This window comes from Nitrospirillum iridis (assembly GCF_014205765.1).
Taxonomy (GTDB): Bacteria; Pseudomonadota; Alphaproteobacteria; order Azospirillales; family Azospirillaceae; genus Nitrospirillum; species Nitrospirillum iridis.
Genome location: NZ_JACIIZ010000016.1, coordinates 1 through 20097, shown reverse-complemented (window position 1 = coordinate 20097; position 20097 = coordinate 1). Strand labels below are relative to the sequence as shown.

The 20097-nt window shown below is 70.0% G+C and carries 15 protein-coding genes, 1 tRNA gene and 2 rRNA genes; 7 read left to right on the top strand and 11 right to left on the bottom strand.

Going from position 1 to position 20097, the window contains the following annotated elements:
* Positions 1-13 precede the first annotated feature (13 nt).
* The 3 genes from FHS74_RS23760 (at position 14) to FHS74_RS23750 (ending at position 4054) form a co-directional block, all read left to right on the top strand.
* Complete coding sequence (locus FHS74_RS23760) at positions 14-1246, top strand: MATE family efflux transporter (RefSeq protein WP_184806318.1); 1233 nt, start codon at positions 14-16, stop codon at positions 1244-1246.
* Positions 1243-2688, top strand: coding sequence for a hypothetical protein (locus tag FHS74_RS23755; RefSeq protein ID WP_184806315.1), 1446 nt, complete (start codon positions 1243-1245; stop codon positions 2686-2688). Before FHS74_RS23760 ends, FHS74_RS23755 begins: the two co-directional genes overlap by 4 nt.
* Positions 2689-2749: 61 nt before the next feature.
* Positions 2750-4054 carry a glycosyltransferase gene (locus FHS74_RS23750; RefSeq protein WP_184806312.1) on the top strand — a complete coding sequence of 435 codons (1305 nt, stop codon included), beginning with the start codon at positions 2750-2752 and terminating at the stop codon, positions 4052-4054.
* Here FHS74_RS23750 and FHS74_RS23745 read toward each other — a convergent pair.
* On the bottom strand, positions 4046-5482 hold the full coding sequence (locus FHS74_RS23745) for a B12-binding domain-containing radical SAM protein (protein WP_184806308.1): 1437 nt from the start codon (positions 5480-5482) through the stop codon (positions 4046-4048). The two genes, FHS74_RS23750 and FHS74_RS23745, sit on opposite strands and share 9 nt — an antisense overlap.
* Positions 5483-5607: 125 nt before the next feature.
* Between FHS74_RS23745 and FHS74_RS23740 the strand changes: the two genes are divergently transcribed.
* Both FHS74_RS23740 and FHS74_RS23735 read left to right on the top strand, forming a co-directional pair.
* Positions 5608-6507 (top strand): nucleotidyltransferase domain-containing protein, encoded by a 900-nt coding sequence (locus FHS74_RS23740; RefSeq protein WP_184806305.1) that lies wholly within the window; start codon positions 5608-5610, stop codon positions 6505-6507.
* Positions 6508-6513: 6 nt separating this feature from the next.
* Positions 6514-7995, top strand: a complete 1482-nt coding sequence (locus FHS74_RS23735; RefSeq protein WP_184806302.1) for a hypothetical protein — start codon at positions 6514-6516, stop codon at positions 7993-7995.
* Here the strand turns inward: FHS74_RS23735 and FHS74_RS23730 are convergent.
* Positions 7968-9755 (bottom strand): ATP-binding cassette domain-containing protein, encoded by a 1788-nt coding sequence (locus tag FHS74_RS23730; protein ID WP_184806299.1) that lies wholly within the window; start codon positions 9753-9755, stop codon positions 7968-7970. The genes FHS74_RS23735 and FHS74_RS23730 overlap by 28 nt on opposite strands.
* A 118-nt stretch (positions 9756-9873) precedes the next feature.
* On the opposite strand from FHS74_RS23730, the gene FHS74_RS23725 reads away from it, so the two are divergent.
* A complete protein-coding gene (locus tag FHS74_RS23725; protein WP_184806296.1) occupies positions 9874-11922 on the top strand; it encodes an NAD(P)-dependent oxidoreductase in 2049 nt (682 codons plus the stop codon).
* A 2-nt stretch (positions 11923-11924) separates the two neighbouring features.
* On the opposite strand, the gene FHS74_RS23720 is transcribed toward FHS74_RS23725, so the two are convergent.
* Positions 11925-13562: a DUF1302 domain-containing protein gene (locus FHS74_RS23720; RefSeq protein WP_343067026.1), complete on the bottom strand. Its 1638-nt coding sequence runs from the start codon at positions 13560-13562 to the stop codon at positions 11925-11927.
* 165 nt (positions 13563-13727) lie between these two features.
* Here FHS74_RS23720 and FHS74_RS23715 point away from each other — a divergent pair, with 165 nt between their 5' ends.
* The gene (locus FHS74_RS23715) at positions 13728-15098 is read left to right on the top strand and encodes a DUF1329 domain-containing protein (protein ID WP_184806289.1); all 1371 of its coding nucleotides are present in this window, start codon (positions 13728-13730) and stop codon (positions 15096-15098) included.
* A gap of 3 nt (positions 15099-15101) precedes the next feature.
* Here FHS74_RS23715 and FHS74_RS23710 read toward each other — a convergent pair whose 3' ends face one another.
* The 8 genes from FHS74_RS23710 to FHS74_RS23675 form a co-directional block, all read right to left on the bottom strand.
* Positions 15102-15836, bottom strand: a complete 735-nt coding sequence (locus FHS74_RS23710) for an anti-sigma factor family protein (RefSeq protein WP_184806286.1) — start codon at positions 15834-15836, stop codon at positions 15102-15104.
* The gene (locus FHS74_RS23705) at positions 15833-16369 is read right to left on the bottom strand and encodes an RNA polymerase sigma factor (RefSeq protein WP_343067019.1); all 537 of its coding nucleotides are present in this window, start codon (positions 16367-16369) and stop codon (positions 15833-15835) included. Before FHS74_RS23705 ends, FHS74_RS23710 begins: the two co-directional genes overlap by 4 nt.
* A 203-nt stretch (positions 16370-16572) precedes the next feature.
* Positions 16573-17244, bottom strand: coding sequence for an exopolysaccharide biosynthesis polyprenyl glycosylphosphotransferase (locus FHS74_RS23700; protein ID WP_184806638.1), 672 nt, complete (start codon positions 17242-17244; stop codon positions 16573-16575).
* A gap of 2 nt (positions 17245-17246) precedes the next feature.
* Entirely contained in the window at positions 17247-17858 is a 612-nt protein-coding gene (locus FHS74_RS23695; RefSeq protein ID WP_184806283.1) for a TetR/AcrR family transcriptional regulator, read from the bottom strand.
* Between the two features lie 110 nt (positions 17859-17968).
* Entirely contained in the window at positions 17969-19435 is a 1467-nt protein-coding gene (locus FHS74_RS23690; RefSeq protein ID WP_211106512.1) for a capsule assembly Wzi family protein, read from the bottom strand.
* Between the two features lie 183 nt (positions 19436-19618).
* Positions 19619-19695, bottom strand: a tRNA-Met gene (locus tag FHS74_RS23685).
* Between the two features lie 80 nt (positions 19696-19775).
* A 5S ribosomal RNA gene (gene rrf, locus FHS74_RS23680) occupies positions 19776-19891 on the bottom strand.
* Positions 19892-19998: 107 nt separating this feature from the next.
* Positions 19999-20097, bottom strand: a 23S ribosomal RNA gene (locus FHS74_RS23675); the annotation flags it as partial.

The window sequence follows — 20097 nt, the reverse complement described above, 5'->3', positions numbered from 1 at the left end:
GATGGGTGCGGCAGTGAAAAGGACGGGGCTGGGACTTGCCGGCGGGCTGGCCGATCAGGCCATGGTCAGCTTCGGCAACTTCGCGCTGAACGTGACGCTCGCCCGCGCCTTGCCGGCCGCGGACTACGGCGCCTATTCCGTCGTGCTGTCCTTCATCCTGGTGCTGAACACCCTGCACCAGGCGCTGATCACCTACCCCCTGTCGGTGCAGACGGCACCGTCCGGCAGGCCCCTGGCCGTGGCCCTGCTGCTGACGCCGCTGTGCGTCCTGGCCTTCCTGCCCCTGCTGGCCGGGGCCACCGCCAGCGTCGGCCAGCTGAACCTGCTGCCCGCCGCCGCCGCGGCACTGATCTGCTGGCAGATGCAGGAGGTGGTGCGGCGCGCCCTGCTGGCCGACAGCCGGCACGCGCCGCTGATCGCGCTGGACGCCCTGCGGTATCTGGGACCGCTGGCGGCGGTATGGGCCTTGCGCGCCCATCTGGACATCGCCGGCGTCTTCCTGGCCATCGCCGCGGCCTCGGCCCTGGCGGCCCTTCCCATGGCGGCGCGCCTGGGGCCGGCCTGGCGCACCGCCCTTCCGGGCCTGCGGTCGGAAATATTGGCCCATTGGCGCCTGGGCGCGCCGGTGCTGGGCGCCAACCTGCTGGCGGCACTGTCCACCCAATGGTTCCTGTGGCTGCTGGCATGGCGGGACGACGCGGCCGGCGCCGCCGCCCTGGTGGCGCTGGCCAACGTCGTGGCCGTGGCCAGCCCGGTCATCTTCGGGATGGAGAACATCCTGGTGCCGGAAGTCGCGCGTGCCCGCGACCGGTTGAGCTTCCCCGGCCTGCTGCACCTGGTGAGGCGGCGCGGGCTGATGGCGGCCGGCCTGGTGGGCCCCCTGTTCCTGGCCATTCTGGCGGCGCCCGGGTGGGCCGCGCGCCTGTTCTACGGCCACGACAGCGCCTATGCCGCCCATGCGGCGGAACTGCGCCTGCTGGCGTTCGCCTACGCCTGCTACCTGGCCGCCACCCTGTTCAGCGCCACGCTGCGGGGATATCGCGCCAGCGGCGCCGTCTTCCGCATGCAGTTGTACCCGGCCCTGTTCGGCCTGACCCTGGGCAGTTGGCTCACCTGGCGCTTCGGCCTCACCGGCGCCTGCGTCGCCTCCGCGGCGGCCGGCGCGCTTCGGGCCGGGGTGGGCCTGATCCATCTGCTGCGGCTGCGGCCCCTGACGGCGGGGCGGCCCGCCTTGGTGGCGCCATGACGACGGCCGCCCCCCTCGCCCGCGCCGAACGATGGCTGTGGCAAGCGCTGCTGCTGTGCGTGCCGGTCTCGGCCTCGCCGCTGCTGCCTTTCGGCAACGGCACGCTGGCCCGGCCCCTGGCCATCGTGCCGGCCGCCTTGCTGCTGATCCTGGCCGCCTACCGCCTGCTGGTGCTGGGCCAGCGGCCGCGCCTTGCCGCCGACGGCTTCGCCGCGCTCGGCCTGTTCACGCTTTACATCGTCATCAGCGGCCTGGGCGTGGTGATGGTCCAGCCGCCGGATGCCTTCAAGGGCCAGACCCCCCTGGAGAGTTTCATCCGCGCGCTGCTGACCTGGGGGGTGGGCCTGGCCTTCTATGTCACGGCCCGGCTGCACATCCGCACGGCCGCCGACATCCGCATGACCCTCCGCACCCTGTTCATCGGCATGGGCGCGTCCATCGCCCTCGCCGGGGTGCAGGTGGTGGCGATGGCGCAGCGCGGAGAGCTGCTGCGCGTGGTCCAGGCCGTCACCGACCTGATCGCGGTGCGGTATGACGGCCTGGTCAGTCGCGCCCAGGGCATGACGTTCGAACCGTCATGGTTGGCGACACAAATCATCGTGCTGCTGATCCCCGCCCTGATCGCCCGCGCCATGGCCCGGCAGGAGGGGGTGGGGCTGCCGGCCCTGCCCGGCCACGGCCCGCGCCTGGCGGGCGGTTTCGCCGTCGCCATCGGCGGCCTGCTGTTCTCCGGTTCCCGCTTCGGCCTCGCCTGCATCATCGCCATGTTGGGGCTCAGCGTCTTCCTGGCGGCCGTGCGCGGCCGCATACGGGCGGCGGCGACCTTCCTGGGTGTGCTGGTGGCGGGCGGGGGCGCCGTGGTCGCCATGAGCGGCCTGGGCGCCGGGGCCGGCGCCACCTATGTCATGGGGCCCGTCGCCTATCTGACCCAATCGGCCGACCTCGACACGATCGCGGGCGGCGATCTCGCCACCGGGGTGACGGACGCCCTGGCCCTGGCCGGCCGCTTCGCCGCGGCGGAGGCCGCCGGCCTGACCTGGCTGGACCACCCGGCCTTCGGCGTGTCGCTGGGCAACAACTACCGCTATTTCGGCGAGTACGCGCCCGACTGGGCCTTCAGCACCCAGCTGTTCACCCAGGGCGCCAAGGAGGGCATCGGCTGGCTGGACCCCAACTCCCCGGAAAAGGGCAACGCCAAGAATCTGTTCCTGCGGCTGCTGTCGGAAACCGGGGTGATCGGCTTCGCCCTGTTCATCGTCTTCTTCTGGCGCCAGCTGTTCCGGGGCCCGCCCCATGACGCCTTCCACGGCTATTTCCGCCTGGCCAGCGCCGCCTCCCTGGGCTTCAGCTTCCTGAACCAGGACACCTTCGTCGACGCGGGGCTGTGGATCCCGCTGGCGATCTGCTGCGCCATGAATCATTTGCCGCGCGCCGGGGAATAGACGGCGCCCGCCATCCGTCCTGGGAAAAGGTGCATGCGACGCACCCGCCTCAGGTAGACCCATGCACACCCACCTAGAACCCGGCTTGCGCATCGCCTTCGTGACCACCCGCGACCTGGCGCAGCGTAACGGCCGCACCCCCATCATGGGCCATATCCTGGCCGCCCTGCGCCGCCGGCATACGGTGGAGGTGCTGCCCCTGCGGTCCGTGCTGCAAGCCGGGGCGGCGGACCGTGCCGGCGCCGCCGGCACCTGGCTGGCTGGCCTGGCGGCCGGGCGGCCCCTGCCGCTGCAATGCCTGCTGTATGCCGGGCCGCGTGAGGTGAAGCGGGTGGCGGCGCGCATCGTGCAGGGCGGGTTCGATGCCGTCTACCTCGACACGGTGCGCTGCCAGACGCTGCTGCGCGCCCTGCGCCGCGCCCTGCCCGACCTGCACATCGTCACCGACTTCGATGACCTGATGTCGCGGCGCATGACCTATCTGCGCCATCACCGCATGCCGTTGCTGACCGGCCACGTCGGCACGCACTTTCCCCGCTGGGCCCGGCGCCTGGCGGAAGGACCGCTGTCCCGCCTGGTGACGGCCTATGAGGCCAGAACCCTGCCGGCGGCGGAGCGGGAGGTCATGCTGGCCTCCAGCGCCACGGTGCTGCTGTCACCGGTGGAGCGGCGGATGCTGTGCCAGCGGTTGCCAGCGGACGGACGGTCGACGGGCGCCCCACCGGTGGTGCGCTCCATCCCCCCCGGCGTGCCCTTGCAGGCGCAGCCTTGGGCGCACGCCGTGGTGCCCGACCCCCAGGGGTTCGGGCCCCCCCTGCGTTTCGTCTTCATCGGCAGCGACCGCCAGCTGCAGAACCGCACGGCCATTGATTTCCTGCTGGAGCGGTGGCGGCGGCTCACCCCCGCCACGCCGCTTCATATCCACGGGCGCCAGACCCGCCCCCTGGCGCAGGTGCGGGGCGTGCACTGGCACGGCTATGCCGACGACCTGGGCCAGGTCTACCGGCCGGGAAGCATCGCGCTGGTCCCGGCACTGGTGGCCGGCGGCATCAAGACCAAGGTGGCCGAGGCCTGGGCCTGGGGCTGCCCCGTGCTGGGCAACCGCGCCGCCATGGAAGGGCTGCGCGCGCCGGGATATCCCCTGACGGTGCCGGAGGATCAATGGGACCCCTATCTGACCCGGCCGGAAGCCTATGCCGACCTGTGGGCCGACGCGGCGGTCAAGGGCGCCGCCTTCGTCCGCAACACCCTGTCGCCGGCGGGGTTCGAACGCGCCTGGGAAATGGCGCTACGGCCCAAGCCCCGCCCTCAGGAGGCTGCGGCCAGCGCCTCCGCGATCAATGCCGCCGAGCAGGCTTCAGGATAGGGAGGGTTCGGGGCGCAGATGCTGGACCAGGAATTTCTCCACCGGGGCGGCGTAGACGTCATGGTCGATGCGCCAGCGCGCCGCACGGCGCAACAGGCGGCCGGGACCCCATCCCTTGGCGCTCTCACCGGTGGTCCCCGGGCCGGCGGCGTACTTGTTGTAGAACTTGAAACGCTCGATCCGGCGGTAGAGATGGGGCGGCACCCAGGTACCGGCCGGTCCCGCCACATAGTCGAACGTCGCCCAGTCATCCAGCGTCCGCGGCGTCTGGTCCGCCACGGCGGCGGCCAGGGCGGAGCCGGGATAGGGCTTGTAGTAGAACAGCGGGGTTTCGAACTTGGGGCTCATGGCCCGCAGGGTCTTGATCAGGCCCAGCGTCGCCTCGACCTGTTCCTCCGTTTCCTCAGGGAAGCCGACGATGAAGGAGAAGATGACGGCGAGGTCGTGCTGCCGGCACTTGGCCGCCGTCTCCAGGATGGCATCGATGGTCGTGTCCTTCCGGATGCGCCTCATCATCTCGTGCGAGCCGGTTTCCACCCCCACCAGCACCCGACGCAGACCGGAACGGACGCACAGGCGCCAAATCTCATCCGGCAGGCGCACGCCCTGGTCGGCGCGCATGGTGCCGGCCCAGGTGAAATCCAGACCCCGGCGCAGGAATTCCTCGCAGATGTCGGCCACCCGCTGGCGGTGGGTGAAGTAGGTCTCGTCCTGGAAGTTCAGGTCGGTGAACCGGTAGCGGCGCCACAGCGCCTCGATCTCCGCTCCCAGGCGGCTGGCGGACGTCGCCTTCCAGTCGCGGCCGTAGACGAAGGGGTCGGCGCAGAAAGCGCACCGGAAATTGCAGCCTATGGAACCGATATAGTCCAGCTGCCGCCGGCCCTTGAACTCGAAATACCGTTCCACCGGGATCAGCTCGAAGTTGGGCGGGGCGAAGACGTCCAGGCCCTCCAGCCGGCGCGCCGGGTTGCGCACCGCCTGGCCGGCGGCGCCGCGAAAGGTCACGCCGGCGATGCCGTCGACACCGGCGCCGTCGGCCAGACGGTCCATGATTTCCGCGAAGGTGCGCTCACCCTGCCCCGCCACGGTGATGTCGATGCTGGGTTCGTCCAGCGTCTCCACCGGGAACAGCGACGGATGCCAGCCGCCGGCGACGGTGGTCAGGGCGGGATTGGCCCGCTTCACCGCTCGCAGCATGGCCAGCGCGTCGCCCAGGGGACGACCGGTCAGCATGGTGACGCCGAAGCAAAGCGCCCCCTCCGCCGCCTTCAGCACCGCATCCAGGGGATCGGCCTCGATCCGCGCGTCGATGATGCGCACGTCGAACCGCGCGGGATCAAGGTTGGAACCGATGGCCAGCAGACCCAGCGGCATGGTGTGAAAGACAGCTGCCGGGTTGTAAAGGACGACCTTATGCCTGACAGCCATGATCCACCAAAAATGAAACATCGATGGCGCAGCATATCCGGAACCTTAAAAATAAACAATGCGCCGTTCAAAATAAATAATGGCTATTTATCAACGCATATACTGTATTTGCGTCAGGGGATTTCATGACTGTCGCCCATGCGATGAATAAACTTGAAACGGCGATTTACTCCACGATCGCCTATCGGGATATCTTCCATTTCCCCGTATCGGTGTTTGAAATCCACCGTTACCTGCATGGCATCCGCTGCACACTGGGCGATGTCCAGCATGCCTTGGCCGGCCCCATCCTGGGACACCATCTGGAGAGCGACGGCACCTATCATGCCCTTCGCGGCAGGGCGGACCTGTTCGCCATCCGCCGCACGCGGGCGGAGCTGTCGCGCCGCCAATGGCCCACCGCGCGCCGCCACGCCCGCTTCCTGGCCAGCCTGCCGAACGTGCGCATGGTGGCGATGACCGGCTCACTGGCCGCCGGCAACTTTCCGCCGGACGGCGATATCGACTTCCTGCTGGTGACCGATGCCGGGACGATGTGGCGCACCCGCGCCTTCTGCCGTCTGCTGGCCCTGGCGGACACCAAGCTGGCGCGGGGGCTGTTTTGTCCCAACACCTTCCTGTCGCTGGCGGCCTTGCCCCTGGCGCGCCGCAGCCTCTACGACGCGCAGGAGCTGTGCCAGATGATCCCGCTGCATGGCCTGGACACCTACGACGCGGTGCGGGAGGCCAACGCCTGGACGGCGGAGTGGCTGCCCAACGCCATGGGCGCCCCTTTGGGCGGCCTGGATTGCCGCCCCTATGCCCCCAGGGTGAAACGCGCCGGCGAATGGCTGCTGGACAGCCCCATGGGGCGGATGCTGGAGGGGCTGGAGGCCCGGCGCAAAATCCACCGCTTCAACGAGACCGACCGGCTGAAGGGCGCCTGGACCCGTTCCACCAAGGAATCCCACAGCCTGTGGGATGAGATGCGCCTGAAGATCGAGGCGGCCTGGCAGGCGCGCATGGATGAGCTGGCGGACGGATAGGACATCATGGCCACCCCCTTCCATGCCCGATACCTGGCCTTGGCGGCGGAGATCGAGACACGCTTCGCCGTGGCGGGCTGGACCTGCGGCGACGCCCACCTCTGGCCGCTGGCGCGCATGGACCTTTACCTGGATCTCTACCGCCACCATGTGGGCGAACCCCAGGCCGGCCGGCCCTCACGGGTCGGGCGCGCGGTTCGGTCCCTGGCCCAGCCGCTGGCGACCTTGCAGCGGCGGGACAACCTCATCCTGCGCCCCCACCGGGCCGACGTCCTGTTCCTGGGCGACGGCGTGTCCGTGGAGCGCATCGACGGCGCGTGGGAGGACCGCTACGGCGAACCGCTGATGGCCTTGCTGACCGAGCGTGGCACGCGCTGCCTGCACCTGCAGCCCGGCCGCCGCGCCCCCTGGCGCCGGCCCACCCTGGCCGTCGACCCGCTCGCCACCCTGGCCCGGGCGCTGGCCCCGCTGGTCCACGCGCCCCTGGACCTGCCGGACCATGGGGCGGTCCTGGAGTTCCTGGCGCACCGGGGCGTGCCGGCGCCGTCGCTCGGCCGGCCGCACCTGACACGGCGGGCCCGGGGCCTGCGCGCCACCGCCCAGGCCCTGGGCTGGGTGCTGGACATCGCCCGGCCGCGCCTGGCCTTGACCAGCACCTGGTACGCCGGCCTGGGATCCGCCCTGGCGCTCGCCTGCCGCCGGCGCGGCATCCTGTCGGTGGACGTTCAGCATTGCCCCCAGGGCGGGCGGCACAAGGCCTACGGCTGGGCGGCCATGGGCCCCCAGGGCTACACCACGCTGCCGGCCCTGTTCTGGACGTGGGACGCGGCGGACGCCGCCCATATCAACGCCTGGGCGGACGGGCGGTGGCACCAGGCCCTGCCGGGCGGCCATCCCCGCCTGGGCCCCTTCCTGGATGATGCCGACCCACGCACCCATGCCTGGGATGACCGTTTCCAATTGGCCGCCGGCGGGCCGGCGGAACGCGACATCCTGGTGGCGCTGCAGACCACCGGCGCGGCGGAAATCTGGGACGCCCTGGCCAACAGCATCGCCACCGCCCCACCCGGCTGGCGCTGGTGGATCCGTCGCCATTCGGCGGCAGGTCCCCAGGACGACCGGCGCCATGCCCGCCTGCTGTCCCTGCGCGGTCCCAACATCCGTGTCGCTCCCGCCGCCGCCCTGTCGCTGCCGGCCCTGTTGCGCCACATGGACGCGGTGGTGTCGCTGGCCTCCGGCGTGGCGGCGGAGGCGGTCCCCTTCGGCGTGCCGGCCCTGTTCCTCAGCGCCGACGCGGCCGGATCCTTCGGCTATCTGGCGGAGGCGGGCCACGCCAGGGTGGTGACGAATCCCGGGGACCTGATTCCAGCCCTGACGGCGTTACCCAGGGTGCGGCGGCGCGCGCGCGACTTGCCCGACCTGGCGGCGGGCCTGCGGCGCCTGGACGGGCTGGCGGCGGATTACCGCGCCCTGTGCGCCGAGGCCTGAGCCTCCGCCCGCTCCATGCGGCGGTCGGCGACGATGCGCCCTTCGGCGAATTCAAGCACGCGGTCGCACAGCGCCAGACTCTCCCGCCGGTGGGCGATCAACAGGATGGTGGGGCGCCATGGCAGGGCCGCCAAGCTGGCCAGCAAGACCTGTTCGCCCGCGATGTCGACGGCGCTGGTGCTTTCGTCCAGCACCAGCAGCGGCGGCCGGCGCATCAGCGCGCGAGCGAGCGCCAGGCGCTGGCGTTCGCCCCCCGACAGCAGGCCGCCCTGGGCCCCCACCACGGTGTCCAACCCGCTGGCCAGCCTGTCCATCAGGGCCGACGCGCCGGCCAAGCCCAGGGCGGCGCGCATGTCGGCCTCGGTGGCCTGGGGGTTGGCCCAGGACAGGTTGGCGCGGATGCTGTCGTGGAACAGGAAGGTCTCCTGCGGGGCGTAGGCGATGGCGGCGGCCCAGCGCCGCCGCAGGCCGCCAACCAACGGATGGCCACCCACCATGATGGTGCCGACGTCCGGGACCGTCAGCCCGACGGCCAAGTCGGCGAAGGTGGTCTTGCCGGCGCCCGACGCCCCCATCACGCCCACGAAGCTGCCGGGCTCCAGGGTCAGGTCCAGGCCCGACACCCCCCGGTCGCCACCGGGGTGGCGGTAGCCGACTTGGTGGAAACGAAGGGGCGGCGGACCCGGCCAGGCAGGGCCGTCCGTGGTCGCGTCCACCTCGGGCGGGTCCTGCGCCAGCTCGGCCTCCAGCGCGCGGATCTTCTCATAGGACGGCAGGAAGTTGGCGAACTGTTGCGCGCCCTGCTGCAGTTGGGCGGCCGGCGCGCTCATCCGCGCCAACAGCAGGACGAAGACGATAAGAACCGCCGGCGGCACGTCCAGCGTCCAGACACCCACGACGATGGCGGCGGCACCGGCCAGGGACGCGAGCGTGGTGAACGCCAGCTGCGATTTGCTCTGTTCCCGCACCAGGGTCACCTGCTGCCCCATCAGCCGGCGCAGGGTCCCGTTGAATTCATCGGCGAAGCGGTGCTGCACATTCTGGCTGAGCGCCAATTTGAGCCCGCCCAAGAACTGGGCGCCGCTGGTGGCCAAATGCAGGTTGGCGTCCGCCACGTCGCGCCCCAACCGGCGGGAGCGGGCCAGTTGCGGCACCAGCGCCAGGCTGGCCCCTGCCAGCAGCACACCGGTGACGGCCGCCAGCGGAAGGGAGAACACGCAGGCCAGCGCCCATTGCACCAGCAACAGGAAAAGGGAGGTGGCGCCCTGCACCATGAAATGGGCGCAGGCGCCGGTCAGGATGATGTCGCTGCTGAGCAGATGGTTCACCCCGGCGTGCGGCAGGGCCGACAGTCGCGTCCACGGGGCGGCGATCAGCCGGGACACCAGGCGGCCGCGCTGTTCCTCGACAAAGCCGATGCGCAATCGCGCCAGCAGCACGTCGCGATGCCACAGCACCACCGCCCGCAAGACGACAAGTAGGGCGAAGCAGGCCAACAGGGGCGCCAGGCGGGCCGCCGGGGCGGCGCCGAGCCAAGGCAGGCGACCAGCCGAGGCCATCATGGCCCAGCCGGTACGGCCGTCACCGATCACCAGGCCCAGCAAGGGCACCAGCAGCAGCAGGCCCACGCCCTCCGCCCCCGCACCCAGGACGATCAGGATGGCGGCCCGCACGCCATCGCCCCGGGCGTGGGCACAGAAATCCAGGAAGAAATCCCGGGATGAGCGGAGCAGTTCCCGCCCCGCGCGGTCCTTGTCCATGAGGTGAGAAATCCTAGGGTTACCTGCGGATTCCTTGGCACAAGTCGGGACCCGACACCGCAACTATATATTTCCGGATTCGGGGAATAAGCCGACGCCCGCGTCCGTCTCAGGGGTGATGTCCGAGCCGATCCCCACCCCCGCCTTTCCGCTGAAGATCCTGGTCATCGGCGCCGGCCCGATGGCCACCCATGTGCACCTGCCGGTGCTGGCGGGGCTGCGCGACCGTGGCCGGGTGGACCTGGCCCTGCTCTGCGACCTGGACCGGAGCCGGGCGGGGACGGCGGCGGCGGCCTTTGGCTTCCGCGCCAGCACCGGCGACGCGCACGCGGCGATGGCGCGCGACGACATAGACGCGGTGTACATTTTCGCCAGCGCCCAGCTTCACTACGAATATGGAATGCTTGCCTTGGGCCAGGGCAAGCATCTGTTCGTGGAAAAGCCGGTGGCCCCCAGCGCCGCGCAGGCCCAGGCCCTGGCCGACTTGGCGCGCGACCGGGGCTTGGTGGCGGTCGGCGGCCACAACCGCCGCTTCTACCCAAGCCTGCGCGCCACCCGGGAACGCGCCGGCCGGGCCGGCTGGCGCCAGGCGGAAGCGGTGTTCCACAAGCCCATGGCGGGCCAGCCGCCCGGCTTCGGCGCCGCCAGCTGGCTGAGCGGCAACGGCATCCACGCCCTGGACGCCCTGCTGTGGATGATGGACGGCCCGCCAGAGCATCTGGCGGCCCACGCCTCGGACCAGACGTTCAGCGCCCTGATGCGCTGGCCTGGGGATCGGCAGGCCGTTTTCCTGTGCGACAATGCCGCCGGCACCCGGCGGGAGGACTATGCCTTCAACGCGGCGGGCGAAAGCTGCGCCGTCACCGAGGCCAGCCTGACGGTGCAGACGGACGGGCGGCCCGCCACCACAGCCTTCCCGAGCGGCATGACCAGCTTCATCCTGGAACACGACGCCTTCCTGGACGCCGTCCGCACCGGCCGCCCGGCGCCTCATGACCTGACGGCGCTGGTGCCCGCCCTCCACCTGTGTGAATTGATCGAGCGTGGCCATGTCGGCCCGGTGGCCCCACCCGTGGCGACGCCCCCGCCCGCCCCTGCCCAGCCAACCCAGGGCACCATCCTGGTGGCGGGCCAGTGGGGGGCGGCCCTGGCACCCTTGCTGCCCGGCTATCGCCTGGCCGCCTTGGACGACATCACAGCGGTACGGCCCGATGTCGTGGCCGCCCTGCTGGGCCGGGGTGCCACCGCCCTGGACCCGGCACGGCTGGACCATCTGCCCAACCTCGCGGTGGTGGGTGTCGCCGGCCTGTCGGTGGCCCGGTTCGGCGCCGCCGACCTGCTGGCCCGGGGTGTCGCGCTGGTCAACGCCAGCGCCGCCCACGCCGACAGCGTGGCGGAATTCGCCTTGGCCTTGGCCATCCTGGGCCGCCGCCGCGCCTTTCACGGCCATGCCGTGATGCGGGCCGGCGGCTGGGGCGTCATACCCGGTCCGCAAGGACTGCGCGGCCTCGCGATGCGGCTGAAGCCCGTCCTGCGCCGCCTGGGCCTGCTGCCGCTGGCGCAGCGGGTGAAGGACCGCATGGCCAGCGGCGGGGCGCCCCGCCCCGCCCAATCCCGCGACCTGGCCGGCGCCACGGTGGGCCTGGTCGGCTGGGGGGACAATGCCAGGGCCTTCGCCCGACGACTGGCCACCTGCGACGCGCGGGTGCTGGTGTGGTCCCGGAACGGAAGCGACGGCGACATCCGCCAGGCGGGCGCCCAACCTGCGGCCCTGGACCAGGTGCTGGCGGCCGACATCGTATCGCTCCACCGGGGGCTGACGCCGGCCACCCGCCACACCTTGGGCGCCGCCGAACTGGCCCGCCTGCGTCCTGGCGCCGTGCTGATCAATGTGGCGCGCGGCGGCCTGATCGAGCCCGCCGCCCTGCTGGACCGCCTGCGCCGGGGGGACGTCTTCGCCTGCCTGGACACCTATGAGGAGGAGCCGCTGCCGCCCCGCCACCCCCTGCGGCGGCTGCCCAACGTCTTCCTGACGCCCCACATCGCCGGCGGCAGCGTCGACATGCAGGCCGCCGCGACGGCCGAGGTGGTGGCCAAGGTCTGCCGCCTGCTGGAGGGCGGATCAGCCGACACGCTGACGGCCGCGCGCCTGCGCGGCATGAGCTGAAGCTAAAACGTCCGCTCCACCCCCAAGGCGATGAAATCCCGGTCGGCCAGCAGCTGCTGACTGGGGGCGCCGATGTAGTGGGTCAGCGTCAGATTGGCCTTCCACACACTGCGATAGGTGGCCGTCACCCCCAGGGTCAGGTCACCGGCACCGGCGTTCTGGGCATAGTAGCTGAAGCTATGTCCGGTGATGTTGTAGCCCAGCCCCATTGGCACCGTCAGGTCGAGGTTGGGAAGGATCTGGAAGTAGCGCGGCTCGAACAGCACGCGGGCCTTGGTGGCCGGCTGGCGCCATTGGCTGCCGTCATCGTCGCCCCGGACGGCAAGCACGCCGTCCACCACGGCCTCGGCGTTCACGTCGGCGCTGTCCCAAAGTCTGGATCGCCCCAGCGCCGTCGTCAGGGACACCTGGCCATGCATGGTGTCGCCTCGGACGAAGGCGGCATACGGTGAGGTCACCGGCCCGCTTCCGCTGAGGGACGGCAGCGCCAAGGGCATGCCGCGTCGGGCGGAAACCTCCCCCGTCACCGTGCTGTCGCCCACCGACGCGCTGACGCTGGCGCCGTAGAGTTGAATACCGCCGGGATAGATCAGACGGTAATAGCCGTCAGCGCCCCGAACGGGGGTATCGCTGTCCGGCGACAACGCGTATTGCGGTTCGGTCGCATTGTATCTCAGGGCGTACAGGCCGTAATCCACCCCGTCCAGGGTGACATGGAGGGCAAGGCCGAACTGGCCGCCGGCACCGGGCGTTTGGTCCCGCTGGCGGGCGGCATATCGGACGCCATCGATGTAGAGGCGGTCAGCCCCGGCGCCCATATAATCCATGTAGCTGAAATAGCTGCCGGCGCCGGCCTGACGGGCGGGGCGCCATTCGAACTGATCATAGAAGGAGAGGGCGACGTCGGGCCAAGGCTGGACCGTCAGCGCCGCCTGCCCCACCGGGCGATAAATGTCGCTGGCATAGGCGCTGGGCCCGCCCACCGTGCGCGTGTAGTCGGCGGGCGCCATCGCGGCGGCGATGGAGTTTGGATCGTAGAACAGGCTCTCGCCCCATACCAGGGCCTGCCGTCCCACGCGCAGCGACACGGGCATGCCGGCCAGGGTGAAGGCGCCGTGGGCGAACGCCTCGCGCACCTCGGCATGGTGGCCCTGCAGGTCACGGACCGCCGGGGCGAAATGGCCGGGCACGGCGGCGGAGGCGTTGGGGGCACGCGGGTCCGCATCATCCGTTCGGCCCTGATAAACGGTGTCGTACCAGGCGGCGGCGCTGGCGTGCAGGCCCCATTCACCCCAGCCCAGGTCCAGGGCCGACAGCAGGTCCAGCCGGTTGGACACCACCCCGGGCGCGAAATTGCGGTCACCATCGTCCCAATTGAGGTTGGTGAGCAGCGCGCCTGTGCGGGGGCTGAGGCGATTGGCCAGGGTGTAGCGCACCGTGTTGTCCCAGCGCAGATCGATACCGTCGCCGGAATAGAGATCGGCCCCCGACGCGGCGGCCCCAGTCAAGCACCAGACGGTCAAGCACCAGACGGCCAAGCACCAAGTGGCCAGGCGACACGCGGAGAGTCCGCGCGCCCACGGACGGGCCCACGAGCGGGCACGCAAGCGGGCGAGGCGGTGAAGACGGCGGGATGCCATGGCGCTCTGGTTCGTCCCGTCAAAGGCTTGATGCATCGACACTACCTTACTCCGCGACAGGATGCGCGGGCGCGACATGCCGCTTGTGTCGATGGGGTCCGCGCGCCATGATCCCGGCATCCATCGCCGTCGCCGGCGAAAACCAGGCCCCCTGTACGCGAGCCCATGCGCCCCACCGCCGTCCTGTCCGCCGCGCTGCTGGCAACCATGGCCCTGGCCTGCCTTCCCACCAGCCTTCACGCCCAGGTGACCGAGCAGGAGGCGGCCCAGCTGACGTCGCGCCTGACCCCGGTGGGGGCGGAGCGCGCGGGCAACGCCGATGGCGGCATTCCACCGTGGACAGGCGGCATGGTGACGCCCGGCGCGGCGGCGCATGGCGGCCCGCGCCCGGACCCCTTCGCCGGGGAAAAGCCCCTGTTCTCCATCACGTCCAAAAATTTCCGCGACCATGCCGACCGGCTGCCGGAAGGCGCGAAGCGCCTGTTCGAGCGCGATGCGGACTATCGCATGGACATCTACCCCAGCCACCGCACCGCGGCGGCGCCGGACTGGGTCTACGACAACATCCAGCGCAACGCCACCCGCGCCCGGCCCGCGCCGGAAGGCATCGCCCATGGGGTGGAGGGGGCCGTGGGCGGCATCCCCTTCCCCCTGCCCAAGGACGGGTTCCAGGCCATGTGGAACCATCTGCTGGCCTACTGGGGACCCGCGCGCGAGGTGACGGTCAGCACCTACGTCGTGCCGGCTGACGGGGTGGTGGAAAAGGCCAGCGGCTACAAGGAGGTCGCGGACTTCCCCTATTACTACCGGGACGCCACACCGGACAGTTACGGCGGCTATTACTTCAAGACCCTGCACCTGGCGGTGGCCCCGGCCTCGCGCGTGGGGGAAGGCTACCTCAACTGGCAACCCATCAACATCAAGCGGCACGACTTCGCCGCCTGGCGCCTGCTGCCGGGGGAGCACCGCGTGCGCAAGGCGCCCGCCATCTCCTACGATGTCCCCGACACCGACGCCGCCGGCTACATGAGCGAGGACGAGTACTACATTTTCTTCGGCGGCCTGGACCATTACGACTTCAAGCTGGTGGGCAAGGCGGAAATGTATGTGCCCTATAACAACAACCGCCTCTACGCCACACCGGTGACGGCGGTGTTGGGCGGCACCCATCCCAACCCCGACGTCCTGCGGTACGAATTGCACCGTGTCTGGGTGGTCGACGGCACCCTGGCCCCTGGCGCGCATGACGTGGTCCCGCATCGGCGGCTCTACCTCGACGAAGACACTTGGATGGCGGTTTACGGGGATTCCTGGGACGAGGACGGCAGGCTGTGGAAATTCGGCCAAGCCACCATGTACCTCATGCCCGACGTGCCGGCCGTGGTGATCGGCAGCCAGTTCATCCACGATTTCGAACTGGGCGGCTATGCCTACACCTTCGCCTTCAATGGCGAGGCGACGCCCTACACCGTCACGCCGCCCCATCCCGCCACCCTGTTCAGCCCGGAAAGCCTCTCGGCACGGTCCGTTCGATAATCCTCACGCCGTCAGGCCGACATAGGCCATGCTGGCCAGCTTCTGCATCACGGCGGCCGACATCTCACCCGCCATGACCATGCTCAACTGATCGTCCTGCCAGACGCAGACCCGCAGGTTGTCGCGCTTGAACTGGTCGAACCGCACCGTCCCGTCGGAGTGGCGCAGGTAAATGGTGAAAAGCCGGTCATGGCCGTCGCGATAAGCCACGGTGGCGGCGCTGCCCTCCACCTTCACCCCGGCCAGGCGGTAGCCCGCCCGGGTCAGGTCCGGCACCTTGATATTCAGGGCGACGATACGGCTGAGCGCGGCGTTATAGGAACTGAGGTCGTCCGGGACCGAGGCGGGAACCTCCCGCGCCGCCAGCGCCATCTGCACCACGTCGCCAGCGGGACGGCCACCCAGATAGACCCAACCGCCCCCCACCAGCAGCAGCACGACGGCCGCCACCGCCCCCAGTTTGCGCCAGTCGGCCCAGGGACGGACCGCCGGCTCGTCCACCGCGGACTGGGCGAGGTCGATAAGGTGCTGCGGCACCGGCCGCTCGATCAACGGGCTGTACAGCCGCTTCATCATGGCCTTGTCGGCCTGGTAGCCGGCCAGACGCTCCGCCAGGGCGGGGTCGGCCAGGAGGGCGGCCTCCACGACGCGGGCGCGGTCTTCCGGCAACTCGCCATCCAGGAAGGCGTGCAGCTCGACCTCCGCGATCGGGGGGTGGTTGGGGGTCTGGTCGCTCACTTTCGGTCTTTCGATCCCAGGGGCAGCGGGATGATTTCCGCGCCCTCACCTTGCATCACGCTACGCAGCCGCTCACGGGCCCGCGCCAGGCGGGACATCACGGTACCGACCGGAATGTCCAGTTCCTCCGCGATCTCGCGATAGTTCAACTCCTCGACACTGGACAGCAGCAGGATTTCCCGATGCTCCGGCGTCAGCCGGCTGACCGCCTTCACGAAGTCCCGCGCGGCCCCGACGTCGGTCGGTGGCGCGCTCAGTTCCACATGGTCGGCCAGTTCGGTGATGTCCTGCTCCTCCCCCCGGCTGTTGCCGCGGCGAATCTCGTCAGTGTAGAGATTCTTCAAAATTCGCCTCAGCCAACCGGAAATGCGGGGCAATTCCCGCAGTTGCGCTGATTGGCGCAGCGCGCGTTCCACGCAATCCTGGACCAGATCATCCGCCAGGGCGGCATTGCCCACCAGCGCCAAGGCATATCGCCGCAGCGCCGGCAGTTGCATGACCAGGGCATTCGCGAACTGTTGAGGACGGGTCACGGCCTAGGGTTCTCCGACGCGGGCTTGTCGAACCAATGGGGAACTCCGCGCCCGAACCTTCGCCGCATCAACTTACGTCCATCCTCGCCGGCATCCCAGGGGCCAATTCCCGATGGATGCACCGCCCTCTCATCCTTAAGACGGATGGGTGTCCGGGTTTATTCCGTCACCCACGCATCGACCTTCGAAATAGGGGGGCGGGCTCAGCAGGCCTTGCGACGGCTGACCACCACCAGCGGCGTGCGGGCCAGGATCCGCAGGTCCAGGGCCAGGCTGGCATGGTCGACGTACCAGGCGTCCAGGTCGACCCGCGCCTGCATGTCCGCCACCTGCGGCGTCGCCCCCCGGGCGCCATTCACCTGGGCCCAGCCGGTTATGCCGGGGCGCACGTTCTGACGGGAAAGATAGTTGGGGATGCGGGCGCGGTAGTAATCGTCATGGGCGGCGGCATGGGGCCGCGGCCCCACCAGCGACATCTCCCCCGACAGGACGTTCAGCAGCTGGGGCAATTCATCCAGGCTGCTGACCCGCAGGATGCTCCCCATCCGGGTGACGCGGGGGTCCCCCTCCCGCGCCTGCACCACCTCCGGACCGTCTTCCAGCACATGCATGGTGCGGAACTTGATGATGTTGAAGGGCTGGCCCGCCAGGCCGATGCGCTGCTGACGGAACAGCACGGGGCCACGGCTGTCCAGGCGGATCAGCAGGGCGATCAGGGCCAGCGCCGGCAGGCAAGCCAGCAGCAGCAGCAGGCTGAGCGACAGGTCCAGCATGCGCTTGGCCGTCAGGCGAGGCCGGATAGCCGGGGGCGACGGGGCCGTGTCCGGCTCCGCCCGGGGCGGCTCGGGGATCCGGAACGGCTGCTGTGCCGCCATGGTCACGCGGCGGTCCCGGCACAGGCGGTGGTCAGCGCGCGGGCGGCGTGACAGAGGGCGGCGCTCAAATCCGTCCGGTGCAGTTGGCCGCCCAGATGCAGGACGGCGACGCCGTGTAACGTGGACCACAGCAGGCGGCCCAGGATGGCGTGATCAGCGCGCGCCAGGCCCGCCGCCGCCAAGTCACCGGCATGGGCGGCGAAGGCCTCCTCCACCCGCCGTTCCTGGCGCCGCACCTCGGCCACTCCCGGCGACTGGGCCGGCGACTGGGCCGGCGCCGAACCGAACATGAGGCGATAGCGGGCAGGCTGCGCGATCGCGAAGGCGCCATAGGCCGTGGCCACCGCGGCCACCCTTTCCTCCAACGGCCCCCCGCACCGCGCCGCATCCAGCGCATCGGCCAGGCAGGCGAAACCATGGGCCCGCACGCAGGCGAGGATGGCCTCCTTGTTCTCGAAATAGCGGTAGGGCGTCATGACGCTGACCCCCAGGCGCGCCGCCAGATCGCGCATCTTGAACCCGTCCAGGCCCCGGTCGGCGAACAGGCCGGCGGCGACGTCGCGCACGCGGTCGCGCGGGGGCGTACTCTTGGCACAAGGGACGATGGATGGCATGGCACCTCCGGCAGGCTGACGCGGGGCCGGCACTGCGATCCGCCGACACCCTTTCCTCCATGACGGATGGACGGGGCGGGATTATTCCCCGCGCCCCGCCATTTTTCCGGTCAAAGCGCGATGCGCACCGCCGCCTCCACCGCCGGCAGGAAGCCGTGCTCCGGCCGGGCCTGGTCATCCTGGACGCTGCCGCGCAGGTCCAGGATGAAGCGGCGGAACGGCAGGCTGAGCCGCCCTTCCAGGATGTTCACCTTGACGGGCAGCGGGCTGACGCTGTTGGAACCGGCCGACCGCGCCGTGCCGATGACGGCGTGGTGCAGCGTCACCTCGTACGTCCAGCCGTCGGCGTCGCTCCAGCTGCCTTGCAGCGACAGCAGGCGGGAATCGTCGTCCAGGCTGAAACCGATGGTGCGGCCGCGATAGCGCATGCCGTCCGGATAGCCGCCGTTGGTGTAGGAGAAGCCATAGATGCGGCTGGCGAAGCTGAAGATGTCGGTGGTCGAGATGCTGTCGGCGTATTCCGCCGTCAGCCGCAGCGGCCGGCCGGCCAGGGGCACGAAGGCGGTGGCGCCGACCAGATGGCTGGTGCCGGAATGGGTGATGGGCGAGGTGTCCTCATTCATCAGCTGCGCATAGATTTGCGCGGGCACGCCCCACACGTCCCGGCTGTACTTGATGTCCACCACCCCTTCGTCGTTGGTCTTGTTGACGTCGGTGGGCGAGTTGTTGAGTTGAAAGTATTCCGCCGGGTCGCAAGGGTGCCCCTGGCCACAGATCTCTCCCGTGCGGGCAAGGCCGATCTCCAGCCCCGGCGCCGGGTTGACGGTGACGCGCAAGGCATCGAACACCGTGTTCCTCTGCAGGCGCGGACCATCCAGCCAGCCCAGGGAAAACTCCGCCTGCCAGGGCCCCAGCCATTCCAGCACCGGCCAGGTCGACGGCGCCGTGTCCAGGCGCTGGATACCCACCTGCGGCATGGGCCGGGCGTTGTTGGACAGGGTCAGCGCCGATATCCAGCCGGGGCCCCACCAATGGGTCAGCCAGCCACCGTAGACCACGGCGTCGCCGGCCTTCACCGCCAGATAGCTGTCGTCCAGCACCAGCTTGCTGGCACCGATATGGAGGTCCCGGGTGACGCTCCCCACGGCCAGGCGGGCGGCCACGGTGCTCGAACCATAGGACAGCGCCACTTGCGTCTGCCCTTCCCCCCGGCCCAGGCTGTCGAAGCCGCGGACCAATGCCGGGGCGTTGGTCAGATCCAGGCTGGCGGTCGTGCTGAATCCCGGCCGGTTCTCCCGCGTGGCGCGGCCCAGCACGCGCATCGCCGCCGCCTGCACGGCGTCCGGCTGCGCGTCCAGATCGGCCGCCTTCAGCGCCCGGACCAGCGCCGTCCAGGGCAAGGGCCACTGGGTGGTGACACCGTCGACGAGCCCGGCGGCAGCCAGCATCTCGATATCGCCGCGCAGCTGAGTGTCGCCCACCTCGCCCCACGGCGAGGCGCCGGCCAACCCGGTCGAGCACATCAGCAAAATCAGCGCCCCGGCCAGCCGCCGGCCCATCGCCCCGGTCCGCATCATGGATTCCATATAGCCAGGCCCGGCCCCGCCGTTGGGGCCGGGCGCAGCTTAAAACCAAGGCTGAAACACCGGATAGGACGTAACTTCGTATAGGGCGCCGGCAGCGGAAACGTCGCGCCCCCGCCCTGGCGTGCGAACAACAAAACCCCCGCCAGCTTGGAAGCGGGCGGGGGTTTTGTACGTTGGTTGCGGGGACAGGATTTGAACCTGTGACCTTCAGGTTATGAGCCTGACGAGCTACCGGGCTGCTCCACCCCGCGGATATGGCATGTGGGAGTGGCGAGCATTGTGATGAGGGTCTGTGGCGGCAGCGTTGAGCGTTGGGATGTGCGTCTGATGGACCTGGCGGCGACCTACTCTCCCACGTCTTAAGACGCAGTACCATTGGCGCTGGGGGATTTCACGGCCGAGTTCGGGATGGGATCGGGTGTATTGACCCCCGCTATGACCACCAGATCGATCAGGCGCACATGCTGTGCTGTTCGCTGCCTAGTGTAACCCGTGCATTTGAAGTTTGGTTGATGCCGCTGGGCAATGGGTTTGCCGCTGCGCGGGGGAGGCGGTGTTTCAAGCCGGACGAGCGATTAGTATGGCTTAGCTTCACGCGTTGCCGCGCTTCCACATGCCACCTATTGACGTGCTGGTCTAGCACGGCTCTTCAG